Annotated in this window: 17 protein-coding genes and 2 pseudogenes; 11 read left to right on the forward strand and 8 right to left on the reverse strand. The window is 63.0% G+C overall.

What is annotated here, in order from left to right; translation table 11 throughout:
* Positions 1-319: 319 nt before the first annotated feature.
* The 3 genes from AB8B20_RS05180 to AB8B20_RS05190 all read left to right on the forward strand — a co-directional run bounded on the left by AB8B20_RS05180 (position 320) and on the right by AB8B20_RS05190 (position 7,121).
* Entirely contained in the window at positions 320-4,063 is a 3,744-nt protein-coding gene (locus AB8B20_RS05180) for a vitamin B12-dependent ribonucleotide reductase (RefSeq protein WP_439071859.1), read from the forward strand.
* A gap of 271 nt (positions 4,064-4,334) precedes the next feature.
* Positions 4,335-5,612: a nucleotidyltransferase domain-containing protein gene (locus AB8B20_RS05185; protein WP_439071860.1), complete on the forward strand. Its 1,278-nt coding sequence runs from the start codon at positions 4,335-4,337 to the stop codon at positions 5,610-5,612.
* Positions 5,613-6,047: 435 nt separating this feature from the next.
* Positions 6,048-7,121, forward strand: coding sequence for a CBASS cGAMP-activated phospholipase (locus AB8B20_RS05190; protein WP_439071861.1), 1,074 nt, complete (start codon positions 6,048-6,050; stop codon positions 7,119-7,121).
* An 833-nt stretch (positions 7,122-7,954) separates the two neighbouring features.
* Here the strand turns inward: AB8B20_RS05190 and AB8B20_RS05195 are convergent.
* The 7 genes and pseudogenes from AB8B20_RS05195 to AB8B20_RS05225 all read right to left on the reverse strand — a co-directional run.
* Positions 7,955-8,092, reverse strand: a pseudogene (locus AB8B20_RS05195) (ATP-binding cassette domain-containing protein); the annotation flags it as partial.
* Between the two features lie 34 nt (positions 8,093-8,126).
* A complete protein-coding gene (locus tag AB8B20_RS05200) occupies positions 8,127-9,566 on the reverse strand; it encodes an NAD-dependent succinate-semialdehyde dehydrogenase (protein WP_439071862.1) in 1,440 nt (479 codons plus the stop codon).
* Positions 9,567-9,638: 72 nt separating this feature from the next.
* Positions 9,639-10,838, reverse strand: a complete 1,200-nt coding sequence (locus AB8B20_RS05205; protein ID WP_439073026.1) for an ABC transporter substrate-binding protein — start codon at positions 10,836-10,838, stop codon at positions 9,639-9,641.
* Positions 10,839-10,888: 50 nt separating this feature from the next.
* Positions 10,889-11,731 carry an alpha/beta fold hydrolase gene (locus AB8B20_RS05210; RefSeq protein ID WP_439071863.1) on the reverse strand — a complete coding sequence of 281 codons (843 nt, stop codon included), beginning with the start codon at positions 11,729-11,731 and terminating at the stop codon, positions 10,889-10,891.
* Complete coding sequence (locus AB8B20_RS05215; protein WP_439066474.1) at positions 11,728-12,090, reverse strand: hypothetical protein; 363 nt, start codon at positions 12,088-12,090, stop codon at positions 11,728-11,730. The genes AB8B20_RS05210 and AB8B20_RS05215 overlap by 4 nt, the downstream gene beginning before the upstream one ends.
* A gap of 14 nt (positions 12,091-12,104) precedes the next feature.
* A complete protein-coding gene (locus tag AB8B20_RS05220; protein ID WP_439071864.1) occupies positions 12,105-14,177 on the reverse strand; it encodes an acetate--CoA ligase family protein in 2,073 nt (690 codons plus the stop codon).
* A 1-nt stretch (position 14,178) separates the two neighbouring features.
* Positions 14,179-15,495, reverse strand: coding sequence for an acyl-CoA dehydrogenase family protein (locus AB8B20_RS05225; protein ID WP_439071865.1), 1,317 nt, complete (start codon positions 15,493-15,495; stop codon positions 14,179-14,181).
* On the opposite strand from AB8B20_RS05225, the gene gcvA reads away from it, so the two are divergent.
* Positions 15,445-16,338 (forward strand): transcriptional regulator GcvA, encoded by an 894-nt coding sequence (gene gcvA, locus AB8B20_RS05230; RefSeq protein WP_439071866.1) that lies wholly within the window; start codon positions 15,445-15,447, stop codon positions 16,336-16,338. The two genes, AB8B20_RS05225 and gcvA, sit on opposite strands and share 51 nt — an antisense overlap.
* 875 nt (positions 16,339-17,213) lie before the next feature.
* Here the strand turns inward: gcvA and AB8B20_RS05235 are convergent.
* Positions 17,214-17,861, reverse strand: a complete 648-nt coding sequence (locus AB8B20_RS05235) for a TetR/AcrR family transcriptional regulator (protein ID WP_439071867.1) — start codon at positions 17,859-17,861, stop codon at positions 17,214-17,216.
* Positions 17,862-18,095: 234 nt separating this feature from the next.
* On the opposite strand from AB8B20_RS05235, the gene AB8B20_RS05240 reads away from it, so the two are divergent.
* From AB8B20_RS05240 to AB8B20_RS05270, 7 genes and pseudogenes are all read left to right on the forward strand, one after another.
* Positions 18,096-18,992 carry an NAD(P)/FAD-dependent oxidoreductase gene (locus tag AB8B20_RS05240; protein WP_439073027.1) on the forward strand — a complete coding sequence of 299 codons (897 nt, stop codon included), beginning with the start codon at positions 18,096-18,098 and terminating at the stop codon, positions 18,990-18,992.
* 10 nt (positions 18,993-19,002) lie between these two features.
* A complete protein-coding gene (locus AB8B20_RS05245) occupies positions 19,003-19,866 on the forward strand; it encodes an alpha/beta fold hydrolase (RefSeq protein ID WP_439071868.1) in 864 nt (287 codons plus the stop codon).
* A gap of 33 nt (positions 19,867-19,899) precedes the next feature.
* Positions 19,900-20,778 carry a class I SAM-dependent methyltransferase gene (locus AB8B20_RS05250; protein ID WP_439071869.1) on the forward strand — a complete coding sequence of 293 codons (879 nt, stop codon included), beginning with the start codon at positions 19,900-19,902 and terminating at the stop codon, positions 20,776-20,778.
* A 204-nt stretch (positions 20,779-20,982) separates the two neighbouring features.
* A complete protein-coding gene (locus tag AB8B20_RS05255; protein WP_439071870.1) occupies positions 20,983-21,198 on the forward strand; it encodes a hypothetical protein in 216 nt (71 codons plus the stop codon).
* 16 nt (positions 21,199-21,214) lie between these two features.
* A pseudogene (locus tag AB8B20_RS05260) lies at positions 21,215-21,936 on the forward strand (SOS response-associated peptidase).
* Between the two features lie 542 nt (positions 21,937-22,478).
* Positions 22,479-22,706: a hypothetical protein gene (locus AB8B20_RS05265; protein WP_439071871.1), complete on the forward strand. Its 228-nt coding sequence runs from the start codon at positions 22,479-22,481 to the stop codon at positions 22,704-22,706.
* 91 nt (positions 22,707-22,797) lie between these two features.
* Positions 22,798-23,034: a hypothetical protein gene (locus tag AB8B20_RS05270; protein ID WP_439071872.1), complete on the forward strand. Its 237-nt coding sequence runs from the start codon at positions 22,798-22,800 to the stop codon at positions 23,032-23,034.
* Positions 23,035-23,115: the final 81 nt, after the last annotated feature.

The following is a 23,115-nucleotide window of genomic DNA, read 5'->3' on the forward strand; positions in this document are numbered from 1 at the left end:
GATCGGGGATTTGCGTCCTGGAATCCGGGCCGGAAAGTCGGCGTTTGGAGCACTAAAAAACGGGCCGGAAACCGGCTCAAACAGCGTGGTGAGGCGTTAGGATCAGGTCGACCCGCAACAGCGAGGAAGCCCGATCCAAGGAAGCATGACCCCGGCAGTCCCGGGTGGCCGAGATGACGGCCAGCACATGCTCCACAGAGAAAACAGGACCGGTTCACCCGGCCAAGCTGCGGCGAATTTGGGGCAACCCGGACGTCGCTAACAGAAATCGCCGATGCCGCCAGATGGGGTGTCGGGCTTAAGACGGGGCACGACCACGATGCAGATTCAACGCCGCTACACCACCGAAGGACAGTCGCCCTATGCCGGGATCGACTTCCGCCACACCACGTCCGAGATCCGCAATCCGGATGGCTCCGTGGTGTTCAAGCTTGAAGGCGTTGAAGTGCCCGACTCGTGGTCGCAGGTCGCCTCCGACGTGCTGGCCCAGAAGTATTTCCGCAAGGCCGGCGTCGCCGCCAAACTGAAGAAGGTCGAGGAAGAGACCGTGCCGTCGTGGCTGTGGCGCTCGGTGCCGGACACCGAGGCCCTCGCCGCACTGCCCGAGAAAGAGCGCTTCGTCTCTGAGCTCTCATCCAAGCAGGTGTTCGACCGCCTCGCCGGCTGCTGGACCTATTGGGGCTGGAAGGGTGGCTACTTCACCTCTGAGGCCGACGCCCACGCTTTCCATGACGAGCTGCGCTTCATGCTCGCCAAGCAGATGGTCGCGCCGAATTCGCCGCAGTGGTTCAACACCGGCCTGCACTGGGCCTACGGCGTCGATGGTCCCGGCCAGGGCCACTACTATGTGGACTGGAAGACCGGCAAGCTGACCAAGTCGAAGTCGGCTTACGAACATCCGCAGCCCCATGCCTGCTTCATCCAGGGCGTCGAGGACGATCTGGTCAATGAAGGCGGCATCATGGACCTGTGGGTGCGTGAAGCCCGCTTGTTCAAATACGGTTCGGGCACCGGCTCGAACTTCTCGAAGCTGCGCGGCGAAGGCGAGAAGCTGTCGGGCGGCGGTCGCTCGTCGGGCCTGATGTCGTTCCTGAAGATCGGCGACCGCGCCGCGGGCGCCATCAAGTCGGGCGGCACCACGCGCCGCGCGGCCAAGATGGTCGTGGTCGATGCCGACCATCCGGATATCGAGACCTATATCGACTGGAAGGTGAAGGAAGAGCAGAAGGTCGCGGCCTTGGTCACTGGTTCGAAGATGAACCAAAAGCACCTCAAGGCCATCCTGAAGGCTTGCGTCAATTGCGAAGGCTCGGGCGACGACTGCTTCGATCCCGAGAAGAACCCGGCGCTGCGCCGCGAGATCAAGCTCGCCCGCCGCTCGCTGGTCAATGACAACGTCATCAAGCGCGTCATCCAGTATGCCAAGCAGGGCTACAAGGACATCGACTTCCCGATCTACGACACCGACTGGGATTCCGAAGCCTATCTCACCGTGGCCGGCCAGAACTCCAACAACTCCGTCTCGCTGAAGGACGATTTCCTGCGCGCCGTCGAGACCGACGGCACCTGGGACCTGATCGCCCGCAAGGACGGCAAGGTCATGAAGACCATCAAGGCCCGCGACCTCTGGGAGAAAATTGGCTACGCCGCCTGGGCGTCGGCCGATCCCGGCCTGCACTTCAACACCACCATGAACGACTGGCACACCTGCAAGTCGTCCGGCGATATCCGCGCGTCCAATCCGTGCTCGGAATACATGTTCCTGGACGACACGGCGTGTAACCTCGCCTCGGCCAACCTGCTGACCTTCTACGACACCGCTTCGGCGACCTTCGACATCCACGCCTATGAGCATCTCTGCCGGCTGTGGACCATGGTGCTCGAAATCTCGGTGATGATGGCACAGTTCCCGTCGAAGCCGATCGCCGAACTCTCCTACGAGTTCCGCACCCTCGGCCTCGGCTATGCCAATATCGGCGGCCTGCTGATGACCATGGGTCTGTCCTACGACTCCAAGGAAGGCCGCGCGCTGTGCGGCGCCCTCACCGCTGTCATGACCGGCGTCAGCTACGCGACCTCGGCCGAGATGGCCAAGGAGCTTGGCCCGTTCCCCGGCTACAAGAAGAACGCAGCCCACATGCTGCGTGTCATCCGCAACCATCGCCGTGCAGCCCATGGCGAAACCCGCGGCTATGAAGGCCTCGCCGTCGCCCCCGTGGCGCTGGACCATGCCTCCTGCCCGCAAGCCGACATCGTCACCCGCGCCAAGATCGCCTGGGATCTCGCCCTCGAACTCGGCGAACTCCACGGCTATCGCAACGCCCAGACCACCGTCGTGGCGCCGACCGGCACCATCGGCCTGGTCATGGATTGCGACACCACCGGCATCGAGCCTGATTTCGCGCTGGTGAAATTCAAGAAGCTCGCCGGCGGCGGCTACTGGAAGATCATCAACCGCGCCGTCCCCGCAGCACTCCGCGTGCTCGGCTATCGCGAAAGCGAGATCGCCGAGATCGAGGCCTATGCCGTCGGTCACGGCTCGCTGTCCAACGCGCCGGGCATCAATGCCTCGACGCTGAAGGCCAAGGGCTTCACCGATGAAGCGCTGAAGAAGGTCGAGGCTGCCCTGCCGACCGCCTTCGACATCAAGTTCGCCTTCAACAAGTGGACTTTCGGCGAGGACTTCCTGCGCGACACCCTGAAGATCGAAGCCGAAGCCATTGCGGCTCCGGGCTTCGACCTGCTCGCCGCGCTCGGCTTCACCAAGCGCGAGATCGAAGCCGCCAACGTGCACATCTGCGGCGCGATGACGGTGGAAGGTGCCCCGCATCTGAAGGCCGAGCACTACAGCGTGTTCGATTGCGCCAATCCCTGCGGCAAGATCGGCAAGCGCTATCTCTCGGTGGAAAGCCACATCCGCATGATGGCAGCGTCGCAGCCCTTCATCTCGGGTGCGATCTCCAAGACCATCAACATGCCGAACGACGCCACGGTGGAGGACTGCAAGTCCGCTTACCTCCTCTCCTGGAAGCTCGCGCTGAAGGCCAACGCGCTGTATCGCGACGGCTCCAAGCTCTCGCAGCCGCTCAACTCGCAGCTCATCAGCGATGATGACGAGGACGAGGATGCGCTGGAGAACCTGATGGAGAAGCCGATGGCGGCCCGCACCGCCGCGATCTCCGAGAAGGTGGTGGAGCGTCTGGTCGAGCGCATCGTGGTGATGCGCGACCGCGAGAAGATGCCGGATCGCCGCAAGGGCTACACCCAGAAGGCCGTCGTCGGCGGTCACAAGGTGTACTTGCGCACCGGCGAATATGATGACGGCCGCCTCGGCGAGATATTCATCGACATGCACAAGGAAGGCGCGGCGCTCCGCTCCTTCATCAACAACTTCGCCATCGCCGTCTCGCTGGGCCTCCAGTATGGCGTGCCGCTGGAGGAATATGTCGACGCCTTCACCTTCACCCGCTTCGAACCCGCGGGCCCGGTACAGGGCAACGACAGCATCAAGTTCGCGACCTCGATCCTCGACTATGTGTTCCGCGAACTCGCGGTTTCCTACATGTCGCGCTTCGATCTCGGCCATGTCGACGTCTCGGAAGCGGGTTTCGACGCGCTCGGCAAGGGCGAGGACGAAGGCAAGGCACCGGCCGGCGCGAACAAGTACGTCTCCAAGGGCCTGACCCGCTCACGCAGCGACAACCTCGTCGTCATGCGCGCATCTGCTCCGGCTGAAACGACTGCTACTGCTGCGAAAGCCGACGGACCTCGGATGGCATTTTCGGCTCCTGAGGCACGGTCTGAATCTTCGTTAGGTAGCGCCACCGCTCTCAAGATCGAGCCAGAGCATAATCTTTCGCCAACGGGCAAGCTCGAAGCTCAGGCCTGGAGCAAGGCGGGTACCGCGGCCGCAGCGGCTCCATCGAAAGCAGAACGCCGAGCCGAAGCCAAAGCCAAGGGCTACGAAGGCGACATGTGCGGTGAATGCAGCAACTTTACTCTGGTACGCAACGGTACGTGTATGAAGTGCGACACTTGCGGCTCAACAACGGGTTGCTCTTAAGGCGGGAGAAAAATGGGCTCTGATGAGAGAGGAATCATAGTGTTTCCGCGCGGCCACGATCCGCTTCCGCAAATGGAGCGAAAGCACTGCCGCAGATTACGAACCCAATCGGCCTACTTCCGGCCCAGGTATTTGCGCCCCAATTAGTTATTGCGCGAATTACAACCCAAGAGAGAGCGGAAACAGGTTTTCCGGCGGCCGTCAGGGCCGCCGGAAAATGGCAAAAGGAACGAAACGGGAATTGAAGCAAAAGTTGTAGAGGGCAGTCGATATGAACTATTCCGATCGCTACCTGCGTCAGATCGCGAGCTACTCGATCATCGACGTGATGCTGGCCGACGTGGCGATTCGGATCCAGCTCAGCCCGACTGACTACCAGCTCGCCGTCGACCACTACCACGCCATCAACGAGTGGCTTGAGCGCGACGACAGTCCTCTGACGGGGCACGTGCGCGACTTCTATCCGCAGGGCGGCTTCGCAATCGGCGCGACCGTGGCCCGGCACTCGACCGACGATGAGTTCGACATCGACGTCATGGCCGACATCGACTACCGCCCCGACGTCGATCCCGAAGATGCGCTGGCGACCCTGCACGACGCGATGCGCGGCGAGCGCGGCTCGCGCTACTACGTCAAGACCGACCGCAAGACCCGCTGCAGCACCGTCAACTACGACGGCATGCACCTCGACGTGACGCCGACCGCCCGCATCGCGGGTACCCACGAGAAGACGGGACTGATCTTCCACTCGAAACCGGAAGAGCCGTGGGCGAAGAAGTCTCTGTTAGCCAACCCACACGGCTTCGCGCAGTGGTTCATCTCCCGGACCCCGCCGGACCAGGACTTCGGCACCTTCTTCGAGCGCCGCTCTCTGGACTACGACCGCGAACGCGCGATCCTGTCCAAGCGCGCCGACGCCGCCCCGGTGCCCGAGCAGTGCCCGGCCTACCAAAAGTCGCGTGCCGTCATCGCGCTGCAATTGATCAAACGCTGGCGCAACCTCGCCTACGACAAGCGGCACGGCGCCCAACGCTTGCCACCTTCGGTGCTGCTGGCCTTCTACGTAGCCACCAATGCCAACCGGACGAAATCGCTTGCGGAGGAGCTCAGTTTCCAGGTCGAGAGCATGCTGGCGATCCTCGGAGAGGCCCACGACCGCGGCCAGAAGGTCTCCGCCAGCAACCCGATGTGCGAGGACGACATCCTCACGGACCGCTGGCCCGCGGACCTGAGCGACCAAGCAGTCTTCATCCGCGAACTCACCGACTTCGCAGTCAAACTGCGGCGGCTTCGCGGCGAGATCGCGCTGCCCGAGATGCAGCAGATTCTCGAGGATCTGTTCGGCGAGAAGCCGGCGCGGTCGGCGATCAAGGACCACGTCAAGCGCGTCGGACAGGATGTCGGCTCCACTGGTAGCCGCTTCACGCCCGGCAAGGCGGCAATCCCGGCGGCGATCGCCGGCGGCGTCGCGGCGCCGAGCAGCGTCAGGTCGGCCCCATCGCACAAGTTCTTCGGCGATCACCACGATGACCTACCGAAGCATCGATGAGCAGGACGCCGAGATCCGGCGGCTCTTTCCCGACTTCCGCCTCACGGCCCACGCCGACTGGATCGCGGTGTGGGAAGGACCGCTCAGGCCGGCGTCGAAGACCTACCGCGTCCGCATCGTCCACTTCCGGCGGACGATCTTCGAGGGATGGACGCTTACGAACGACTACGTGACCGTCCACGTTGTCGACCCGCTCGTCGGCGCGGAGATGCTGGCGAACGAGACGCTTCTGCCGCACATCTACTGGAACGACCGCAACCCCGCCTGGCCGGCGCTATGCCTGTGGGATCCAGCCGAGATGTTTTGGACCCCGGAGATGTCGATCGCGACGACGATCATCCCATGGACGTCCGAGTGGCTGCTGTTTTTCGAATACTGGCAGATCTCCGGCGAGTTCCTGGGGCCAGGCCGGCATCCGCCGAGGAGACGCAAGGAATGCCCGAAACCGCCCGAGACTTCCGACCCGGAGATCCGCGCTCGAAGGGCGCGATTCCGCAGCGACGAATTCCACAGGATTGGCCGAAGGACCGGCGTTTTCGGATCCTATCTCTGGACGGGGGCGGCATTAAGGGCCTGTTCCCAGCAACTGTTCTCGCCGAGCTCGAACGACGCTACCTCGGCGGTGCATCGATCGCTGGCTATTTCGATCTCGTCGCCGGCACCTCCACCGGCGGCATCATCGCACTTGGTCTCGGAGCGGGCCTGACAGCGGCGGACATGGCCGACCTCTACCTGACGCGCGGCCCCGAGGTCTTTCCTCAGCCGTCGGACACCGCCTGGGGGCGCGCCCTGTCGTGGTGGAGGGGGGCCCGCAACTACGTCCTGTACAACTACGACCGCGGGCCGCTGGAAGCCCTTCTCGCGGGTGCGCTCGACGGCAAACTGCTGGGTGACTCCACGGTGCGGCTGTGCATTCCCGCGTTCGAGGGCAAGAACAGCGAGGTCTTCGTCTTCAAGACGCCCCACCACCGCGACTACAAGTTCGATCGTCTCGAACCCATGGTCAAAGCGGCGTTGGCGACGGCCGCGGCGCCGACCTTCTTCCGGCCCCTCGCGCACAACGGCTATAAGCTGGTGGATGGCGGCGTCTGGGCCAACAATCCAGTCATGCTGGCCGTCATCGAGGCGATGATCTGCTTCGACCTTGATCACGACCAGATCGACGTGCTGACGCTCGGCTGCGGCGACGACCCCTACGTCGTCTCTCCCCTACAGTCGGCTCTCGGCGGGAAGCTGGCCTGGTACGACTTGATCTTCGCGGCCATGCGGCTGCAGTCGCTGGCTGCGACCAACCAGGCGCGCCTGCTGCTGGGTCCGCCGGCGATCAGGCGCATCGATCCGCCCGCGAACCCGAAGCCGATCATGCTGGACGATTTCCGCAGGTCCCGGGACGAACTCGTTCCGGCGGCCCGCAAAGCGGTCGACGAACACGGCGACCGGATCGCCGCCGAATTTCTTGCTGCTCCCGCCGTACCGTTCGTACCGGTGCCGCCGGACCTGGTTACTTGAGCTCCCTCTTTTGGAAGCACCTCTGCGTGCTCGACAGCTCGCTCGTTCAGAGGCCAGCGATACTTAAAGTCTGCGAGAGACCGGCTAACACACGATGGAAGACAGTCGGAGCGGCTGCGTATCATCAAGCAAGCTATTTGGTAGCTCCCCCAGCGGAGCTGCGAAATATATTAGCTCGCTGATCCGGCCAGTTAGGCACGACGGAGGGTCGGTCAACGAATTGAGCGGGCGGTTTCAGTCCGAGTTGGTGCCGCCGTCGCGGTCGTCGCTACTCTCCGCGGGGCTAGGACCAACTGATAGAGAGATGCCGTGGAGGCTGGCGTCGCCGACTGTTACTGGACATTCGCGGCTCCCAGTACCGCCCCATGGCGCCTCTGAAGGCGCCCAGGAACGCACGGTCATTGGAGGGAAGCTAAGTTGATTTAGCTTCCCTCCGTGGCCAATCAATTTCGGGGCCCCGGGTGGACCGCGCGGACTGCGAGACGAAGCGCTCCGTCATCGGCAGAGAATATCGTCAATATAGGAGGCCACGCGGACCAGACGACCGAGCCAGAACTGCTCCGTTGGGAAGCTAACTGTTCTACAGAGCTATCGCACACTACGTGGGGTCTAACTTGAGCCTCCCTCGACTCGAGAAGACTTGCCCCGCAGCTCATGGCCACCATGACCGATCAGCTGTGCCGTCACTTTCCCACCCATCCTAGCCAACTTGCGGAATTACTGGGTCCAGCTCCTACTGTTCGAGCCATTTGGCCTCATCGCACTGCACATAGGTCACAGGCTGCGAAATCGCTGATCCATCGGAGGCAACGCAAGGTCGACGACTTCAGCGGCGACTTGCCGGCACCATTGGGGCCCATCAGCGCGTGGATCGTCCCGCGCCTGACCTTGAGGTCGACGCCGCCGACGGCGAAGAAGCCAGCGAACTGCTTTGTCAGTCCGCGGGCTTCCAGAATGATGTCACCGGGCATGGACGCCCCTCTTCCGCCGGGTCCTGATCACGGCTCAGGCCGCCGACTGGCTGATGTACTTGACGGACTGGAATTCCTGGAGACCCTCGATCCCGCCTTCGGAGCCGATGCCGGAATCCTTGTAGCCGCCGAACGGGGTCTCCGGCAGCGACGCCTGCCAATGGTTGATGACGACGTTGCCGCTCTGGATCGCCTCGGAGACTGCGGACGCGTTGCGCATGTCGTTGGTCATCACGTAGGAGGCCAGACCGAAGGGAAGCCTGTTGGCGAGCCTGATGGCATCGTCCATCCCCGAGAACGGAGCGGTGGTCGCAAGCGGCCCAAAAGGCTCGACGTTCGACGCCATGCAGTCGTCGTCGGCGTTCGACAGCACCGTCGGCCTGTAGAAAAAGCCCTGGTTGCCGCACCTCTCCCCGCCAGCCGAGACCGCGATGTTGCAGGCCCGCGCATCCTCGACGAAGCGCTCGATGGATTCCACGCGCCGCGCATGCGCCAATGGCCCCATCTTGGTGGCCGCATCGAAGCCGTCGCCGACGACGATCTTGTCGGCGAGTTCCGAGAGCTTCGCGGCGAACTGGTCGTGGATCGATTCATGCACGAAGAAGCGCGTCGGCGAGGTGCAGACCTGACCGGAATTCCGGAACTTGGCCGCGACCGCCGAGACCGCCGCCGCCTCCGGATCGACATCGCCGAAGACAAGCACGGGGGCGTGACCGCCGAGCTCAAGCGTCATTTTCTTCATCGTCTGCACGGCGAGCGAGCCGAGTTGCTTGCCCACCTGGGTGGAGCCCGTGAAGGTCAGGCCGCGGATGATCGGAGATTCCAGCAGCTTCCGCGACACCAGCGCGGGGTCGCCGAACACGACGTTCAGCACGCCGGCCGGCAAGCCGGCATCCGCGAGAGCCTCGGCGATGGCGAGTGCCGTCGCCGGCGTCTCTTCGGCAGGCTTGATGATCACGGAGCAGCCCGCCGCCAACGCACTAGAAATCTTGCGGGCGGGAGTGATAGCCGGCGCGTTCCAAGGGGCGAACGCCGCGATCGGACCGAGCGGCTCACGTACCGCGATCTGCTGGATGGAGCGGCTGCGCGAGGGGATCACGCGACCATACGCCCGACGGCCCTCCTCCGCGTTCCAATCGAACATTCCGGCGGCGGTTTCGACCTCGACGCGGGATTCGGCGATCGGCTTGCCGAGCTCCAACGTGATCAGTCCGGCGATCCGCTCGCTGCGTTCCCGGATCAGCGCCGCCGCCTTCAGGAGAATCCGGCCGCGGTCGACCGGCGACATCTTGCGCCACTGCTCGTGGCCACGTGCCGACGATGCCAGCGCCTCGTCCAGATCGGCCTCGCCGGCATTCGGCAGTTCGCCGAGCACCGCACCTGTCGCCGGATTGAGCACCGATTGCGTATCTCGGCCTTCGCCGGTCCGCCATTTACTGTCGATGAAAAGCTTGAGCGCGGGATAATCGACCATGAGCGTCCTCCGTCGGGAGCAAAAACGGGCACGACGACACCGTGCCCGCGTGTTGGTTGGAATGCCGGCCGCCTACTTGGCAGCGTTGATGAACGGGCAGTTGCCGTCCTTGAGGGGGCGGAACGCCTTCTCACCGGGGACGGTGTCGAGGATCTTGTAGTAGTCCCAAGGATACTTGGACTCCGAGGGCTGCTTGACCTGCAGCAGGTACATGTCGCGGATCACCCGGCCGTCCTCGCGGATGGATGCGTTCGTCGTGTAGAAGTCGTTGATCGGCAGCTTCTTCATTTCGGGCACGACGACAGAACCGACGTCGCTCTTGGTGGCCTCGACGGCCTTCAGGTAGTGCGTGACCGCGCCATAGACCGCGGCCTGGAGGCTTCCGGGCGCCTTGCCGCTGAAGCGGGCCATGAAACGCTTGCTCCATTCGCGGGTCTTGTCGTTGGCGTCCCAGTAGAAGCTGTCGGCGAAGATCAGGTCCTTCGCGCTGGCGAGGCCGAGCGCGTGGATGTCCGGCAGGTTCACCAGCAACGCCGCCATGCTCTGCCCGCCCGCGGTCAGCCCGAACTCGTTGGCCTGCTTCAGCGCCGTCATCATGTCCGAACCCGCGTTGGCGAGGCCGACGACCTGGGCCTTGGAGGCCTGCGCCTGCAGCAGGAAGGAAGAGAAGTCCGACGAATTCAGCGGATGCTTCGAGGACCCGAGCACCTTGCCACCGTTGGCCGTGACCACCTTGGCGGCCTCGGATTCCAGCGCCAAGCCGAAGCTGTAGTCGGCGGTCAGGAAGTACCAGCTCTTGAGGCCCTTCTGAACCAGCGGCGCGGTCGCGACGTTGGCGAGCGCGTAGTTGTCGTACGCCCAATGTACGCCGTTGGGCGAGCAGGCCTTGCCGGTGAGATCGGGCGTGCCGGGGCCGGTCGCCAGGAAGACCTTGTCCTTCTCGCGCGACAGCTGCTGCACCGCGAGCGCGACACCCGAAGAGACGACTTCGGTTATCGCGTCGACGCCTTCGGTGTCGTACCACTTGCGCGCCAGCGCGAGGCCGATGTCCGCCTTGTTCTGGTGGTCCGCCGATATCACCTCGACCGGCATGCCGGCGACCTTTCCGCCGTAGTCCTCGACAGCCATCTTCGCGGCCAGCACCGAACCGGCACCGACATTGTCGGCATAGGGGCCGGACATGTCGGTGAGTACGCCGATCTTGACCGTGCCGTTGGAGATCTCCGCGGAAGCGGACGTCACGAACGACAGCACCGCAGCGGTGACAAGCATCTTGTTGATCTTCACGCGTTTCCCCTTTTCGATTTGTTGTTAGGTTTCGTTCAGTCGATCTTTGCGAGCACCGGAAGAAGGTGGTTCAGGAACTTGTCGGGATCCTCGCTCATCGGAAAATGGCCGAGATCCTTCATGATCGTGACGTGGCTGCCCTTGACGCTGTTGGCGACGGCGAGCGTCTCCTCGGGCGTGCAGGAGTAGTCGTACTCGCCGGAAAGCAGAAACAGCGGGCACTTCGACGTGTCGATCTGCGCCACCCGGGAGCGGATGTCGCCGTCGAGCTTGTAGAAATAGAGGTCTCCCTTGAACACGCCGGGACCGCCCTGCATGTAGTGCCAGAGCGTCTCCCAACGATGCGCGTCCGACGCGTCCGGTCCGACCAGGCCCGACACGATCGCGGCACAGGTCTCGCCGCCGTGCACGTCGGCACGATGCAGGAAGTTGAGGTCGTAGTAAGGATCGACGTGCGCGCCGGCCTGGAGGCCGATGATGGCGCGGAAGCGCTCCGGATGCTCCAGCGCCAGATGCAGGACGATGCGGCCGCCGATCGAGCAGCCCATCACGATCGGCTTGTCGAGTTCGAGCGCAGTCATGACTTCGAGGATCATGGTCGTGAACTGAGCCGACGTGAGCTGGTATTCCTCGTTGTGCCATCCGACCGGTGGCGAGGATTTGCCATGCCATGGCATGTCGAACGCGATGACGCGGTGCTTCGACGTGACGCGTTTGTCGTTCATCAGCGCGCGGTACTGGCGGCCGTCGGCGCCTGCGGTGTGCAGACATAGCAGCGGCGTGCCTTGGCCGGCCTCCTCGACGTAGATGCGGTGCTCGCGTCCGAACAGTTCGAGATGAAGATAGCGGCCGATGGTGGGTTCGAAACGGGCGCTCATGCGGCGTCTCCCTTGCGCAGCTTGACGAGCGCTTCCTTGAAGTACCTGAGGTTGGCCATGAAAGGCTGGAGGTCGCCCTCCGCCTTCAGGACGCGACGCTTGATCAGCGCCATGAGATCGTGCGAGCCCGGCCGGGGCGGACTCCAGAACTTCGTCCACTCCTCGTCCGACGCGCGCAGCGCGAAGGTCCAGGACGGCATCACGAAGGGTCCCTTCACGATCGAGACGATCCTGCCTTCGACGATGTTGATCAGCCAGGGCGTCGTGCCGACCTCCAGCAGAAACGTCGTCGACAGCCATCGACCGCGTTTCACCAGCGTCTCGTCGGCATTGACCTTGTTCTTCAGGTCTTCGATCATCGCGTCTTCTCCCTTCAGGCTATCGCGATCAGCGCGTCGACCGCGACGACGCCCTCGCCCACCTGATTTATGATCAGTGGATTGATCTCGGCATCCACCACGACCGTGCTCTCATGCGCAAGCTGCGACATCGCGACGATGGCATGCGCAAGCGCCTCCAGGTCTCCGTGAGGCTTGTTCCGGAAGCCCTGGAAGACCTTCGTGATCGACAGCTCCGCGATCATGCTCCTCGCGCCGGCGAGATCGACAGGCGCGAGGCGAATGCTGCGGTCCCGGTAGATCTCGGTGTAGATGCCACCGGCCGCCAGCAGGACCATCGGGCCGGCTTCCGGATCGACCCGGAAGCCGAGCAACATCTCGCCGAGACCCAAGGTCATCGGCTGGACGAGCACCTTGGACACCTGCGCGTCGGAGCGATGCGATGTCACGTTGTCCGAGATCTTCGTCATCGCGACCTTGAGTTCCGCCTCGCTGCGGACGTTGAGGATCACTCCACCGACCTCTGTCTTGTGGGCGATCTCGGCGGACAGAAGCTTGACGGCAACGGGATAGGCGAAAGGCAGCGTGATCGAGGCTGCATCCACCGCGACCGCCACGGCCGGCGCGTGCGGGACGCCCACCTTCTCGAATAGCTCGTAGGCCGCGAGTTCGTCCAACTGTCGTGTCGCCACGACCGTCGTATCGTGCCGCGTGGTCGGTGCGATCACCGGCGGCCGACGCAGCAGCGCAGCGGCGACCGCGTCGGCGCAGGATTCAGGGGTGCGGAAATTAGGCACGTCAGCGGCCGTGAGCATGGCCAGCGCATCCGGAGCGTCCGGGACCAGAAAGGTCACCAACGGCTTCGAGGACGCAGCGCTGTCGATGGCGGGCTTCACGGCGAGCTCGGGCTTGAACCTGGCCGACGAGCCGATGACCGCGACCACGACATCGAATTCCGGCGCGGCGAGCATCGTATCGAGCGCGGCCTTCATGACGTCGTAGCGCGTCCCTGCCAGCGTGAGGTCCGTGATGCGTTCATGGTTGGCCTTGACGCCAGCCGCGGCGAGACGGGCGAACGTCTCGTCGCTCGGCTTCACGACGTCGATGCCGCGCACGGAAAGCTCGTCCACGACCATGGCCGCCCCGCCCCCGGTGGTGGTGACGACGCCCACACGCTTGCTTTGCACGCCCGCCGCGCGCGCAGGCATGCGCTGCAGCAGCGGCAGGGATTCGAGGAGGGTTTCGAAATTGAACACGCGCGCGATGCCGCAGTCGGCGAGGAACGCCGCGGCGACATCGTCTTCACCGGCAAGGGCACCGGTGTGCGATAGCGCGAGTTCGGCGGCGGCAGCGGAACGGCCGAGCTTGTAGGCGACCACCGGCTTGCCCCGCTCGGCTGCGGCGAGCGCGAAGGTCCGCAGATCGCGCGCACGGCGGATGCTCTCGAGGAACAGCATGTAGCCCGTGATCTCGGGATCATCGAGCGTCGCCGAACAGATCTCTCCGAGAGAAAGGTCGATCTCATTACCGACGGAGACGAGCCCGGCAAAGCCGACATTGCGGGTCTTGCCGCGCGAGATCAGGGCTCCGAGCAGGCTTCCGCTGTGCGAGGCGACGAAGATGCCCCCGGTCGGCAGGTCCGGCTCCGCGAACGCGGCGTTGGCCGTGATGATCGTCTTGTGGCGCAGGTTGATGGCGCCGAGGCTGGACGGTCCGAGGATTCGCAGGCCCGTCTCCGCGCAAAGTTTCTGCAGCGCTGCGACCAGCTTCAGGCCCTCTTCTCCGCCTTCTGAGAAGCCGGACGCTAGGATCGTCGCCACCGGCACGCCCAGACGCGCGCATTCCGAAGCGGCCTCCATCACTCCCTCGGTGGGCGTCAGGATGAATGCGTGGTCCGGCGCCGACGGCAGGTCGGCAAGCGACGGCCAGGCCCGTTCGCCCAGGACCGTCGCGCGGCGCGGATTGATCGGATAGATCTTGCCTTCGTACCCGGCGCTCCGCAGGTACTGCAGCGGACGCGCCGACGTCTTCGAGACATCGTCGGACGCGCCAACGAGCGCGATGCTGCGCGGGGCGAGCAGCGCCTGGCGGAGCGACAGTCTTTTCATCTCAGCTTGCACGTGCTGCCTGTCCGCGTTGGTCGAAGCGGCGTTCGAACACGTCCTCCGCGATGCGGTTCTTGAGGATTTCGGTGGATCCGCCGGCGATCATCCAGCCGCGTGTCCGGCGCATGCAGTATTCGGCGAGCGATTCCTGGCTGTAGCCGAGCCCGCCCATGATCTGCACCGCTTCGTTGGCTGCATCGAAGCCCGCCTGATTGCATGCGAGCTTCGCCAATGCCGTCTGGTACGGCGACGGCAGACCTTCGGTCACGCTGGCGGCGCGGTACAGCAGCAGTTGCGCGGATTCCAGCTTCAGCGCCATGTCGGCGAACTTCCATTGCAGTCCCTGGAATTCGCACAGCGGGCGGCCGAACTGCTTGCGAATGAGGGCGTGCTCCCGGGCGAGGTTGAAGGCGAAGCGTCCCACGGCGAGAGCGCGCGACGAATTGCCGAGACGCTCCACGTTGAAGCCAGAAATCTGCTTCTTGAATCCGCCGGGGCCCAGCAGCACATTTTTCGCCGGGATACGGCAGTTCTCGAAATAGAGCTGGCTCCACTGCTCGCCGCTCATGAACGGCGTCGGTTTGCCGATCGTGAAGCCCGGTGCATCCCGCTCGATGATGACGGAGCCGATGCCGTTCACGCCGGGCCCGAACCGAACGTAGACGAGATAGATCGCGGCGTCCGGGCTGTGGGTGCCGAACACCTTGCTTCCGTTGATGAGATAGTCGTCGCCGTCCGGGGTCGCAGAGGTCTTCAGTTCGGTAACGGCGGATCCCGCATCGGGCTCGCTCATGCCGAGGCTGATGCAGATGTTGCCGGCGAGCAGATCGGGAAGCCACCGCTCCTTCTGTTCCGGCGTCGCGTATTCCACGAAGGTGCGGATCGGTCCGAAGTTGCCGGCCTGCACCACGTCTGCGCTGCGAGGACACACGGATGCAATCTGCTCAATGGCGATCACCGAGTCGAACAGCGTACCACCCTGGCCCCCGTCCTCCGGATCGAACGCGATGCCCATGAGCCCCTGCTTCGCGAGCAACTGCGCGACATCCCGCGGGAATTGCGGATCGTGCGCACGCTCGAGAGCGCCATCCTTCAGATTGGCTTCCGCGAAACGGCGGACCGAGTCCGCGAATGCCTGCTGCTCTTCGTTCAGTTCGAAATTCATCTGCCTGGCGCACCTGCTGGAATGTGCGCCCTGTTTCCCAACCCGGGCTTTGACCTGCAACTGAACATCGGTTATAGGTCTATTACTTAAGGTAATGGCTAACCCATGCTGCCTCCGCTGAACCCGCTGCACGTCTTCGATGTCGCCGCCCGGCATCTGAATTTCACGAGCGCGGCGGCAGAGCTCCGCGTCACCCAGCCGGCGATCAGCCGGCAGATCAACACACTCGAGAGCTTTCTCGGCGTTCGGCTGTTCGAGCGTGATAAGCACGGACTGCGGCTCACGTCGGAGGGCGAGGAGTTCCAGCGCCAGATCGCTCCGGCGTTCCGGATCATCGCCAACGCGACCGCCAGCATCACGGCAACCGGAAAAGCCGAGCCGCTCAAGATCCGCCTCTACACCACATTCGCCGCGAAGTGGCTTATTCCGAGATTGCCGTCGTTCTACGTCGCCTACCCGCAGATCAAGCTGAACATCAGCAACATGGTGGCCCCGATCGATTTCGAGAAGGACAAGGTCGATCTCGCCGTCCAGTTCGGCGGTGGAAACTGGCCGGGCGTCGAGACCGCACTCCTGTTCAAGGATCTGATTCAGCCGGTATGCAGCCCGAAGCTCCTCAAAAAGACGCGGCTCTCGGAGCTCGACGATCTGCGAAAGGTGCAGCTCCTGCATTCCCATTATCGCCGCACCGACTGGCCGGACTGGTTGATGGCCGTGAAGCGCCCGGACCTGCTCACCGACGCCGGGATCAGCTTCCCGAGTTCGGTGCTCACCTATCAGGCCGCCGTCGAAGGCGTTGGCGTCGCGATCGGTCAGCTCTTCCTGCTGCGAAACGAGATCCAGGACGGGACCTTGGTCCCGCTGTTCAACGCGCCGTTCGAGCGCCGCATGGCCCACTATGTCGCCTGGCCAAAGCACCGGCCGCTCAGTCGGAAGGCACGGAGCTTCGTACATTGGCTGAAGGCGCAGATCGCCGAGTCCCTTGCCAACGCTGTGTGAACCGTCGCTGCGTCCGGAAATCTTGCTTGTCTTCATGCCCATGCTGAGGCGTACCACCGCGCCATGTTCCCGGTTGCGGGCATCTCTCGCAGCGGGTCGGTTCTGCCTACCGTCCGCGGTGCTAGGACTCTCAGCTGATGCAGAGATGCCGTGGAGGTTGGTGCCGCCGACTGTTCCTAGACATTCGCAGCTCCCAGTACCGCCGGCGCTGTGACCGCATCATCGTCGCCATGAGCGGCGGACGGGCGCCCCGGGACTCGTGGTCGTAGGAGGGAAGCTAAGTTGATTTAGCTTCCCTTCGTGGCCAATCAATTTCGGGGTCCCCCAGCTGGACCGCGCGGACAGCGAAGCGAAGCCTTATGTCATCGGCAAAGAAGATCATTATAGGAGGTCACGCTGGTGACTTTGCTACTCGGCCACCGAGCCAGAACTGCTCCGTTGGGAAGCTAACTGTTCTACAGAGCTATCGCACACTACGTGGGGTCTAACTCGAGCCTCCCTCGACTCGAGAAGACTTCCCACGCAGCTCATGGCCACCATGACCGATCAGCTGGGCTGTCGCCTTTCTTCGCATTCTGGCCAACTTGGGTTGTGACCGTTATTAAGGGGACCAAAGTCGGAGACCAATTTATAGTCTCAACGGACGGGACATCCTGCGACAGCTTCTTCGATCGCAAAGGCGACTGCTCCACTTTTCGCCTCTTCATCGTCGGTGGTTTCGTAAAAGAAACGGCCGATCGAGGAGCGATTTTTCTTGGAAGGTGGTTGACCGAACTGCGAATTGGAGCGGCGCGCCCTGCCCCTCAACGCTTATCGACTACTTACTTGCCGCTCCGACATTGCCGCCCTTGATGTTGGCGAGCGAGTTGCCGCCTTTAAGAGCCTCCCGCGTGGTCGTTGCTACCGTGCGCGGCGATGAACATGGCGACGGCAGACCGGCAATAGGATTCGATTTCGTCCTCTGCTCTCGCCTCATCGAAACGTGCGACAATCAGGAGATCGGATCCTTTGAAAAGCGCGGCAAACAAGCGGGCGGACCGAAGAGGATCGGGCACGTTTAGAACCGCCTTCGCGTGCAACTCACGCAACAGGGCCTCGATTTGGGCGATGACATGGGCGGGGCCGGCTTCGAAATGGAGCTTGCTTAACGAGTTTTGACTCGTCTTGTCGGCCATGACCATGGCTTCGACACTGCGGACGTCTGATCGCAACAGCGTGCGAAGCAGTAATGATCCCACCGCCACGAGCTGATCTTCGACCGAACCGTCGACGCCTTTAAGAAGGGCCTGTGGTGCAAACAACTGATGGCAGCTGGCCGCCATGGCCGCGCTGAACAGCGCCTCCTTGTTCTCGAAGTGCCGATAGATGCTGAGCTTGGATATCTTCGCTCGCTGGGCGACCTTGTCCAAGGTCGTCGCCTGAAAACCCAATTCCACAAAAAGTTCGCGCGCGGCGTCGACTATCGTTTGGCCAAGCGCCTCGTTGGCGGGCCGGCCGCGCCGGGCCTGGCTGTTTTCGGTCACGACAATTCCAGTACTTGACAGTATTCCAATTCTTGAATTACGATACCACGCAGTTTCCAAAACATGCAAGCCAAAGATCGCTGCCTGTCTCAAGCGCGTATCATCTGACCAAAACACAAGGCGACTTCGATGCAACGACGAGCCCTGCTGAAGTTGGCCGCGCTTTCTACCATCGGCCTCGCCCGCGCCCAGGCAAACCCGTCTCCCTCCATCCACAACACGGAGCCCATCACCATGAAGGACGTTATCATCATTGGCGGCAGCTTTGCCGGTCTCTCCGGCGCCCTGCAGCTCGGCCGCGCCCGCCGCAAGGTCACTGTTCTCGATACCGGCCTGCCGCGCAACCGCTTCGCTGAACACTCGCATGGTCTTCTCGGCCACGATCACAAGCCACCGTTGGACATTCTGGCCGAGGCGCGGCAGCAACTGGCGCGTTATCCCACGGTCAGGCTGGTCAATGCCCGGGCCGACAGCGTCTCTGGCGCCATCGACAAATTCTCCGTCCTCACTGGCGATGGTGAAAGCCTTGGCGCGCGCCGCCTGATCCTGAGCTATGGCGTTGTCGACCAGATGCCCGATGTTCCGGGCTTCGCCGAAAGCTGGGGCGGGTCCATCGTGCCCTGCCCCTATTGCGACGGCTTTGAAGTCGCCGGCCAGCATTGGGGTCTCGTCTGGTCCGGCCCGCAGTCGATTAATCAGGTCAGGCTGTTCCACGATTGGACCGACAGGTTGACGGTCTTCGCCGATGGTCACGACATTGCACCCGATATCCGGGCCGATCTGGCTCGCCGCAACGTCCCTGTCGTCGATGGCCGTATTACTGGGATCGCCCAACGCGGGGCCCATAACGCCACCGTCAAGCTCGATACCGGCCCCGATGTCGCGGTCGACATCCTGTTCGCGCATCCGCGCAACAAGCCGTCCGCAAGCCTGCATGAATCACTGGGGCTCGCCACGGTCAAAACACCTCTCGGCATCATCCTCAAGGTCGACGAGCGCCGCGAAACCAGCATGCCCGGCATCTACGCCGCCGGCGACCTCGCTAACCCCATCACGCCGCCATCGGTCACCCTGGCATCGTCGCACGGCGCGATGGCGGGTATCTTCGCGCAGCAGTCGATGGTGGTTTGAGAAGACACATATGGAGTTCGAACAGGTCACTTTCGACCTACCGCACGGCACCTTTCACGCGCTACAGGGTGGTGCTCCCGATGGTCAACCGACGATCGTCTTGCACGGCTTCCCGGACCATCCGCCGATCGCGAAGCCCTTCCTTGCTGAGCTCGGCCGCCGTGGACGTCACGTCGTCGCACCCTGGCTTCGCGGTTACGCGCCGTCCCCGACGGCTGGGCCGTTCGACTTCGCAGCCCTCACCAGCGACGTACTCGCGCTGATTGACCGCTGGTCTCCGGGGCGACCCGTGGAGTTGATTGGCCACGACTGGGGCGCCCTACTCACCTATGATGCCTGCGTCACCGCGCCGGGGCGGATCGAACGCGCGGTCGCTCTCGCAATCCCTCACCCTCTCACGTTCATGAGCCGGCTGACGCACCCCGCTCAGCTGCTCCGGAGCGCGTACATGGGACTCTTTCAACTACCGGGAAGCGGCTGGATCGCCACCGCCCGCGATCTCGCCTTCATCGACCGCCTCTGGCGTCAGTGGTCGCCCGGCTGCTCGCTTGATCCTGCTCTCAAGGCGGAACTACACGAGCACCTGCGGGCGAGTATGCCCGCGCCTCTGAAGTACTACCGGGCGATGATGCGACCCGGCATGCTTAGGGCGACGCTCCGCATGTCTCGGCCGATCACGGTGTCCATGTTGCAGCTTCACGGTGCCAACGACGGCTGCATCCTTCCTGCGGAGGTTGACGACCGACATCGGTTCGCCGCGCAGCGCACGAGGGAGATCGTCCCCAACCTCGGTCACTTCTTGCACCTCGAGGCCCCCGAGGCGATAGCGGAACGGATCGCGGTATGGGCCGATGCGCGCTTTGGCATCGGATAGCTTAGTTATCAACTAATCCGAACAAGGATATGTATGGCAGAGCAGAATGTGGAGCGGGTGGACTGGAACGACCAAAGCGGGGAGCGCTGGGTCGCCCACCAGGCCATGCTCGACGCTAGGCTGGCGGTGTTCGGCCAAGCCGCGATCGAAGCCGCCGCGCCCGCGATGGGCGAGCGCGTGCTGGACATCGGCTGCGGCACCGGCGCGTCGAGTTTTGCTCTCGCCGCCCGCGTCGGAGCAGAGGGCCAAGTGCTGGGCGTGGACATATCCGAACCGATGATCGCCCGAGCGCGTGCGCTTGCGCCACAGGATACGCCAGTCCTGTTCCGGGTTGCCGACGCCAGCAGCGCCGAACTGCCCGAGGGCGTGTTCGACATACTGTTCTCGCGTTTCGGGGTGATGTTCTTCGACGATCCGACAAGAGCATTCGCCCATATGCGCCGCGCGCTCCAGCCGGGAGGGCGGGTCGCTTTCGTTTGCTGGCGTAGCGCGGCCGAGAACGATTGGGTGCGCCTGGCGATGGGTGCGATCAAAGGCATCGTCCCGCCCGCGGCGCCGCCCGATCCCGAAGCACCGGGCCCATTCTCATTCGGCGACCGGGGCCGGGTGGCTCGCATCCTGACGGCGGCCGGCTTCACCGATATCGCTATCGCGCCCTTCGATGCTTCCCTCCCGTTTGGCGAGGGCGCGACGCGGGACGCGGCGATCGACGACGCGGTGAAGTTGACATTCGAGGTCGGTCCGGTGTCGCGCGTGCTCGCTGATCAGCCCGATGACATCCGTGCCCGCGCCTCGATCGCGCTTCGTGCTGCCTTCGCGGGCAGCTCCGGCGAACGGTCGGTGATGATCGACAGCGCGGCGTGGATCGTTACGGCGCGCAAGTCGGCGGTTCAATCATATTTTTGGTTTTGAGGTGGAGAGCGTGAGACGTGGGAAATCTGGTACGGCGACGTGAAGGTCGGCGCCATCGCTCAGCAAGACTGGGATCCGAACCCGGAGCGATCTGGCGTCTGGCAATGGTCTTGCGGCTTTTACCCGCTCCATCGGGATCAATGTTTCAGAGGCGTCGCACGGGACTTCGAAACGGCGTGAGCCGCCTTTGATGCTGCCTGGAACGTGTTCCTGACGACGCGCACCGAAGCCGAGTTCGAGGCCTCGCGCCGAGACAAACAGTGGACTGCCAACAAATACGCGCTATGGGATGCCGGTTATACCGAGCAAATCCGGCGTGGCGAGATCCACTGCCCGTGCGGCAAGACATTTAACCCTCGATTCCATGAACAGACGATGGCCCATATCAGCCACATCACCGGGCGAGCACCGGGCACGTAACGGACAGGAATGCTGTATGTGCAATCTGTATTCGATGACGAAGAACCAGGCCGCGATCCGCAACCTGTTCAAGGTCGATCATGACATCACCGGCAATCTCCCGGCTATGCCGGGCATTTTCCCAGACTATCCAGCGCCGATAGTGCGCAACAATGCCGGCGCGACAGAACTGACGCTCGCTCGCTGGGGCATGCCCTCCTCGCAATTCGCCCAAATGCAGGCGGCCAAGAATCGCGCGGCCAAGCTTGAGGAGAAAGGCAAGCCAGTCGACTTCAAAGAATTGCTGCGGATGGAGCCTGATAGCGGGACGACCAACATCCGCAATCTCGATACAAACATTGGAAGCGCTGGCTCGGTGTCGAGTCCCGTTGCCTTGTGCCGTTCACCTCGTTCAGCGAATTCAACAAAGCTGAGGGCGGCGACATCTGGTTCGCCTTTGATGAGACACGCCCTCTGGCATTCTTCGCGGGAATCTGGACGAACTGGACCTCGGTCCGGAAGGTCAAAGAAGGTGAGACGACCAACGACATCTTCGCCTTCCTGACCACCGACCCTAACGCCGAAGTCGGCGCAATCCATCCGAAAGCTATGCCCGTTATCCTGACGACCCCTGAAGAGCTGCAAGCCTGGATGACGGGCCCCGCCGACGAGGCAATGAAGCTGCAGCGCCCCCTTCCGAACGGCGCGCTCAAGCTCGTCGCCCGCGGCACCAAGAAAGACGAAGCTACTGCTCCATGACGAAGTACGTTGGCGACAAACGCCCCTACGCCGAGCCTGAGGCCGCAGCAGCCAAACTGCTTGAGATCGCGAAGACCCTCCGTATCGACGAGCCGGATGTCGATCGGCGAATGAAATTCGACATTTATATGGAAGGACAAGGCGAGCGTCGCCGAATACACGCTTGGCCGCGACAAGCTCATAGCCGACGGCATTATCAAAATGCACGAGTGCGGCGGGTTCTTCATGTGGGTCGAGCCGGGCGCTGACGGCCAGTTGCCGGGAACCCAACCGATATCGTGAGAGTTTTAACGATACTCTGTGCCCTGCCGCGCAACGGCTCTAGTTCGAGTATCGGCCATGCGACGCATCCGAACCATACCCTGTCCAAATTGCGGAGCCGCCTCTTATTGGATCAGATGCTCCCTCCCGGAGAACGGCTTCGTTGCTCACACATATGAGTGCCCAAAGTGCAGCTTCATCCACGCCGCTGTTGAGCCAGATCCGGTGCTCAAAGCCCAGGGCTGGTTGAAGGGCGAGCTGCGGCCGCCGGAGAGGTAGCCATGGTCAGGCGCCTCCTCGCGAAACCATGGGACACGGAAGACGTCGCCAAGCTGAAAGTGCTGGCCGAAAAAGGAGCGTCCGCTCTGCGAGCCGCAGCCGCGCTCGGCAGGCCTATTACGTCGGTAAGAAGGAAGGCGTTCGATCTGGGTATTCCTCTGGCCGGCGTCCGCAAGGTAAGGGCTGACCTGCGTGGCAAGGGCGCTATCAAGTATCGTCGGCACCAATAGTCTGCGGTCTGCAGCAATCGGGAACTTTCGGCAATTCTTCTTATTTGAATCAAGCGGGATTTGTGCACCCGCATGCGAATGGAGGAATGCTATGAAAAAATTTCTTATAGTCTCCGCCGTTTCAGCTTTCGCTGCTACCGCGGCATTTGGCCAGGCAGCCGTTTCGACTGAGTATTACGTGGTCCGCGACACCACCACTAAGAAGTGCACTGTCGTCGATAAGAAGCCGACGACAACTACCACCACCATCGTCGGTAATGGCATCTTCAAGACCAGGGCTGAAGCCGAGACCGGCATGAAGACCATCAAGGTGTGCACCGAGAACTAACTATCCCCAAGCTTCTGCCGCTTGAGTAGCGGCAGAAGCCCCGACCTGCCCGGGCGCTCAAGGAACATTGCTCACCCGATT

Source organism: Tardiphaga sp. 866_E4_N1_4, assembly GCF_052076075.1.
GTDB classification, from domain to species: Bacteria; Pseudomonadota; Alphaproteobacteria; order Rhizobiales; family Xanthobacteraceae; genus Tardiphaga; species Tardiphaga robiniae.

What these genes read in the sequence shown, in the direction of transcription:
- AB8B20_RS05270 (WP_439071872.1), top strand. Translation starts at nt 22,798, where the DNA reads ATGAAAAAATTTCTTATAGTCTCCGCCGTTTCAGCTTTCGCTGCTACC.
- AB8B20_RS05225 (WP_439071865.1), bottom strand. Translation starts at nt 15,495, where the DNA reads ATGCCGGGCGGCGACATCGAAGACGTGCAGCGGGTTCAGCGGAGGCAG.
- AB8B20_RS05200 (WP_439071862.1), bottom strand. Translation starts at nt 9,566, where the DNA reads ATGGTCGATTATCCCGCGCTCAAGCTTTTCATCGACAGTAAATGGCGG.
- AB8B20_RS05220 (WP_439071864.1), bottom strand. Translation starts at nt 14,177, where the DNA reads ATGAAAAGACTGTCGCTCCGCCAGGCGCTGCTCGCCCCGCGCAGCATC.
- AB8B20_RS05185 (WP_439071860.1), top strand. Translation starts at nt 4,335, where the DNA reads ATGAACTATTCCGATCGCTACCTGCGTCAGATCGCGAGCTACTCGATC.
- AB8B20_RS05205 (WP_439073026.1), bottom strand. Translation starts at nt 10,838, where the DNA reads ATGCTTGTCACCGCTGCGGTGCTGTCGTTCGTGACGTCCGCTTCCGCG.
- AB8B20_RS05215 (WP_439066474.1), bottom strand. Translation starts at nt 12,090, where the DNA reads ATGATCGAAGACCTGAAGAACAAGGTCAATGCCGACGAGACGCTGGTG.
- AB8B20_RS05240 (WP_439073027.1), top strand. Translation starts at nt 18,096, where the DNA reads ATGAAGGACGTTATCATCATTGGCGGCAGCTTTGCCGGTCTCTCCGGC.
- AB8B20_RS05265 (WP_439071871.1), top strand. Translation starts at nt 22,479, where the DNA reads ATGGTCAGGCGCCTCCTCGCGAAACCATGGGACACGGAAGACGTCGCC.
- AB8B20_RS05250 (WP_439071869.1), top strand. Translation starts at nt 19,900, where the DNA reads ATGGCAGAGCAGAATGTGGAGCGGGTGGACTGGAACGACCAAAGCGGG.
- gcvA (WP_439071866.1), top strand. Translation starts at nt 15,445, where the DNA reads ATGCTGCCTCCGCTGAACCCGCTGCACGTCTTCGATGTCGCCGCCCGG.
- AB8B20_RS05210 (WP_439071863.1), bottom strand. Translation starts at nt 11,731, where the DNA reads ATGAGCGCCCGTTTCGAACCCACCATCGGCCGCTATCTTCATCTCGAA.
- AB8B20_RS05190 (WP_439071861.1), top strand. Translation starts at nt 6,048, where the DNA reads ATGCCCGAAACCGCCCGAGACTTCCGACCCGGAGATCCGCGCTCGAAG.
- AB8B20_RS05180 (WP_439071859.1), top strand. Translation starts at nt 320, where the DNA reads ATGCAGATTCAACGCCGCTACACCACCGAAGGACAGTCGCCCTATGCC.
- AB8B20_RS05245 (WP_439071868.1), top strand. Translation starts at nt 19,003, where the DNA reads ATGGAGTTCGAACAGGTCACTTTCGACCTACCGCACGGCACCTTTCAC.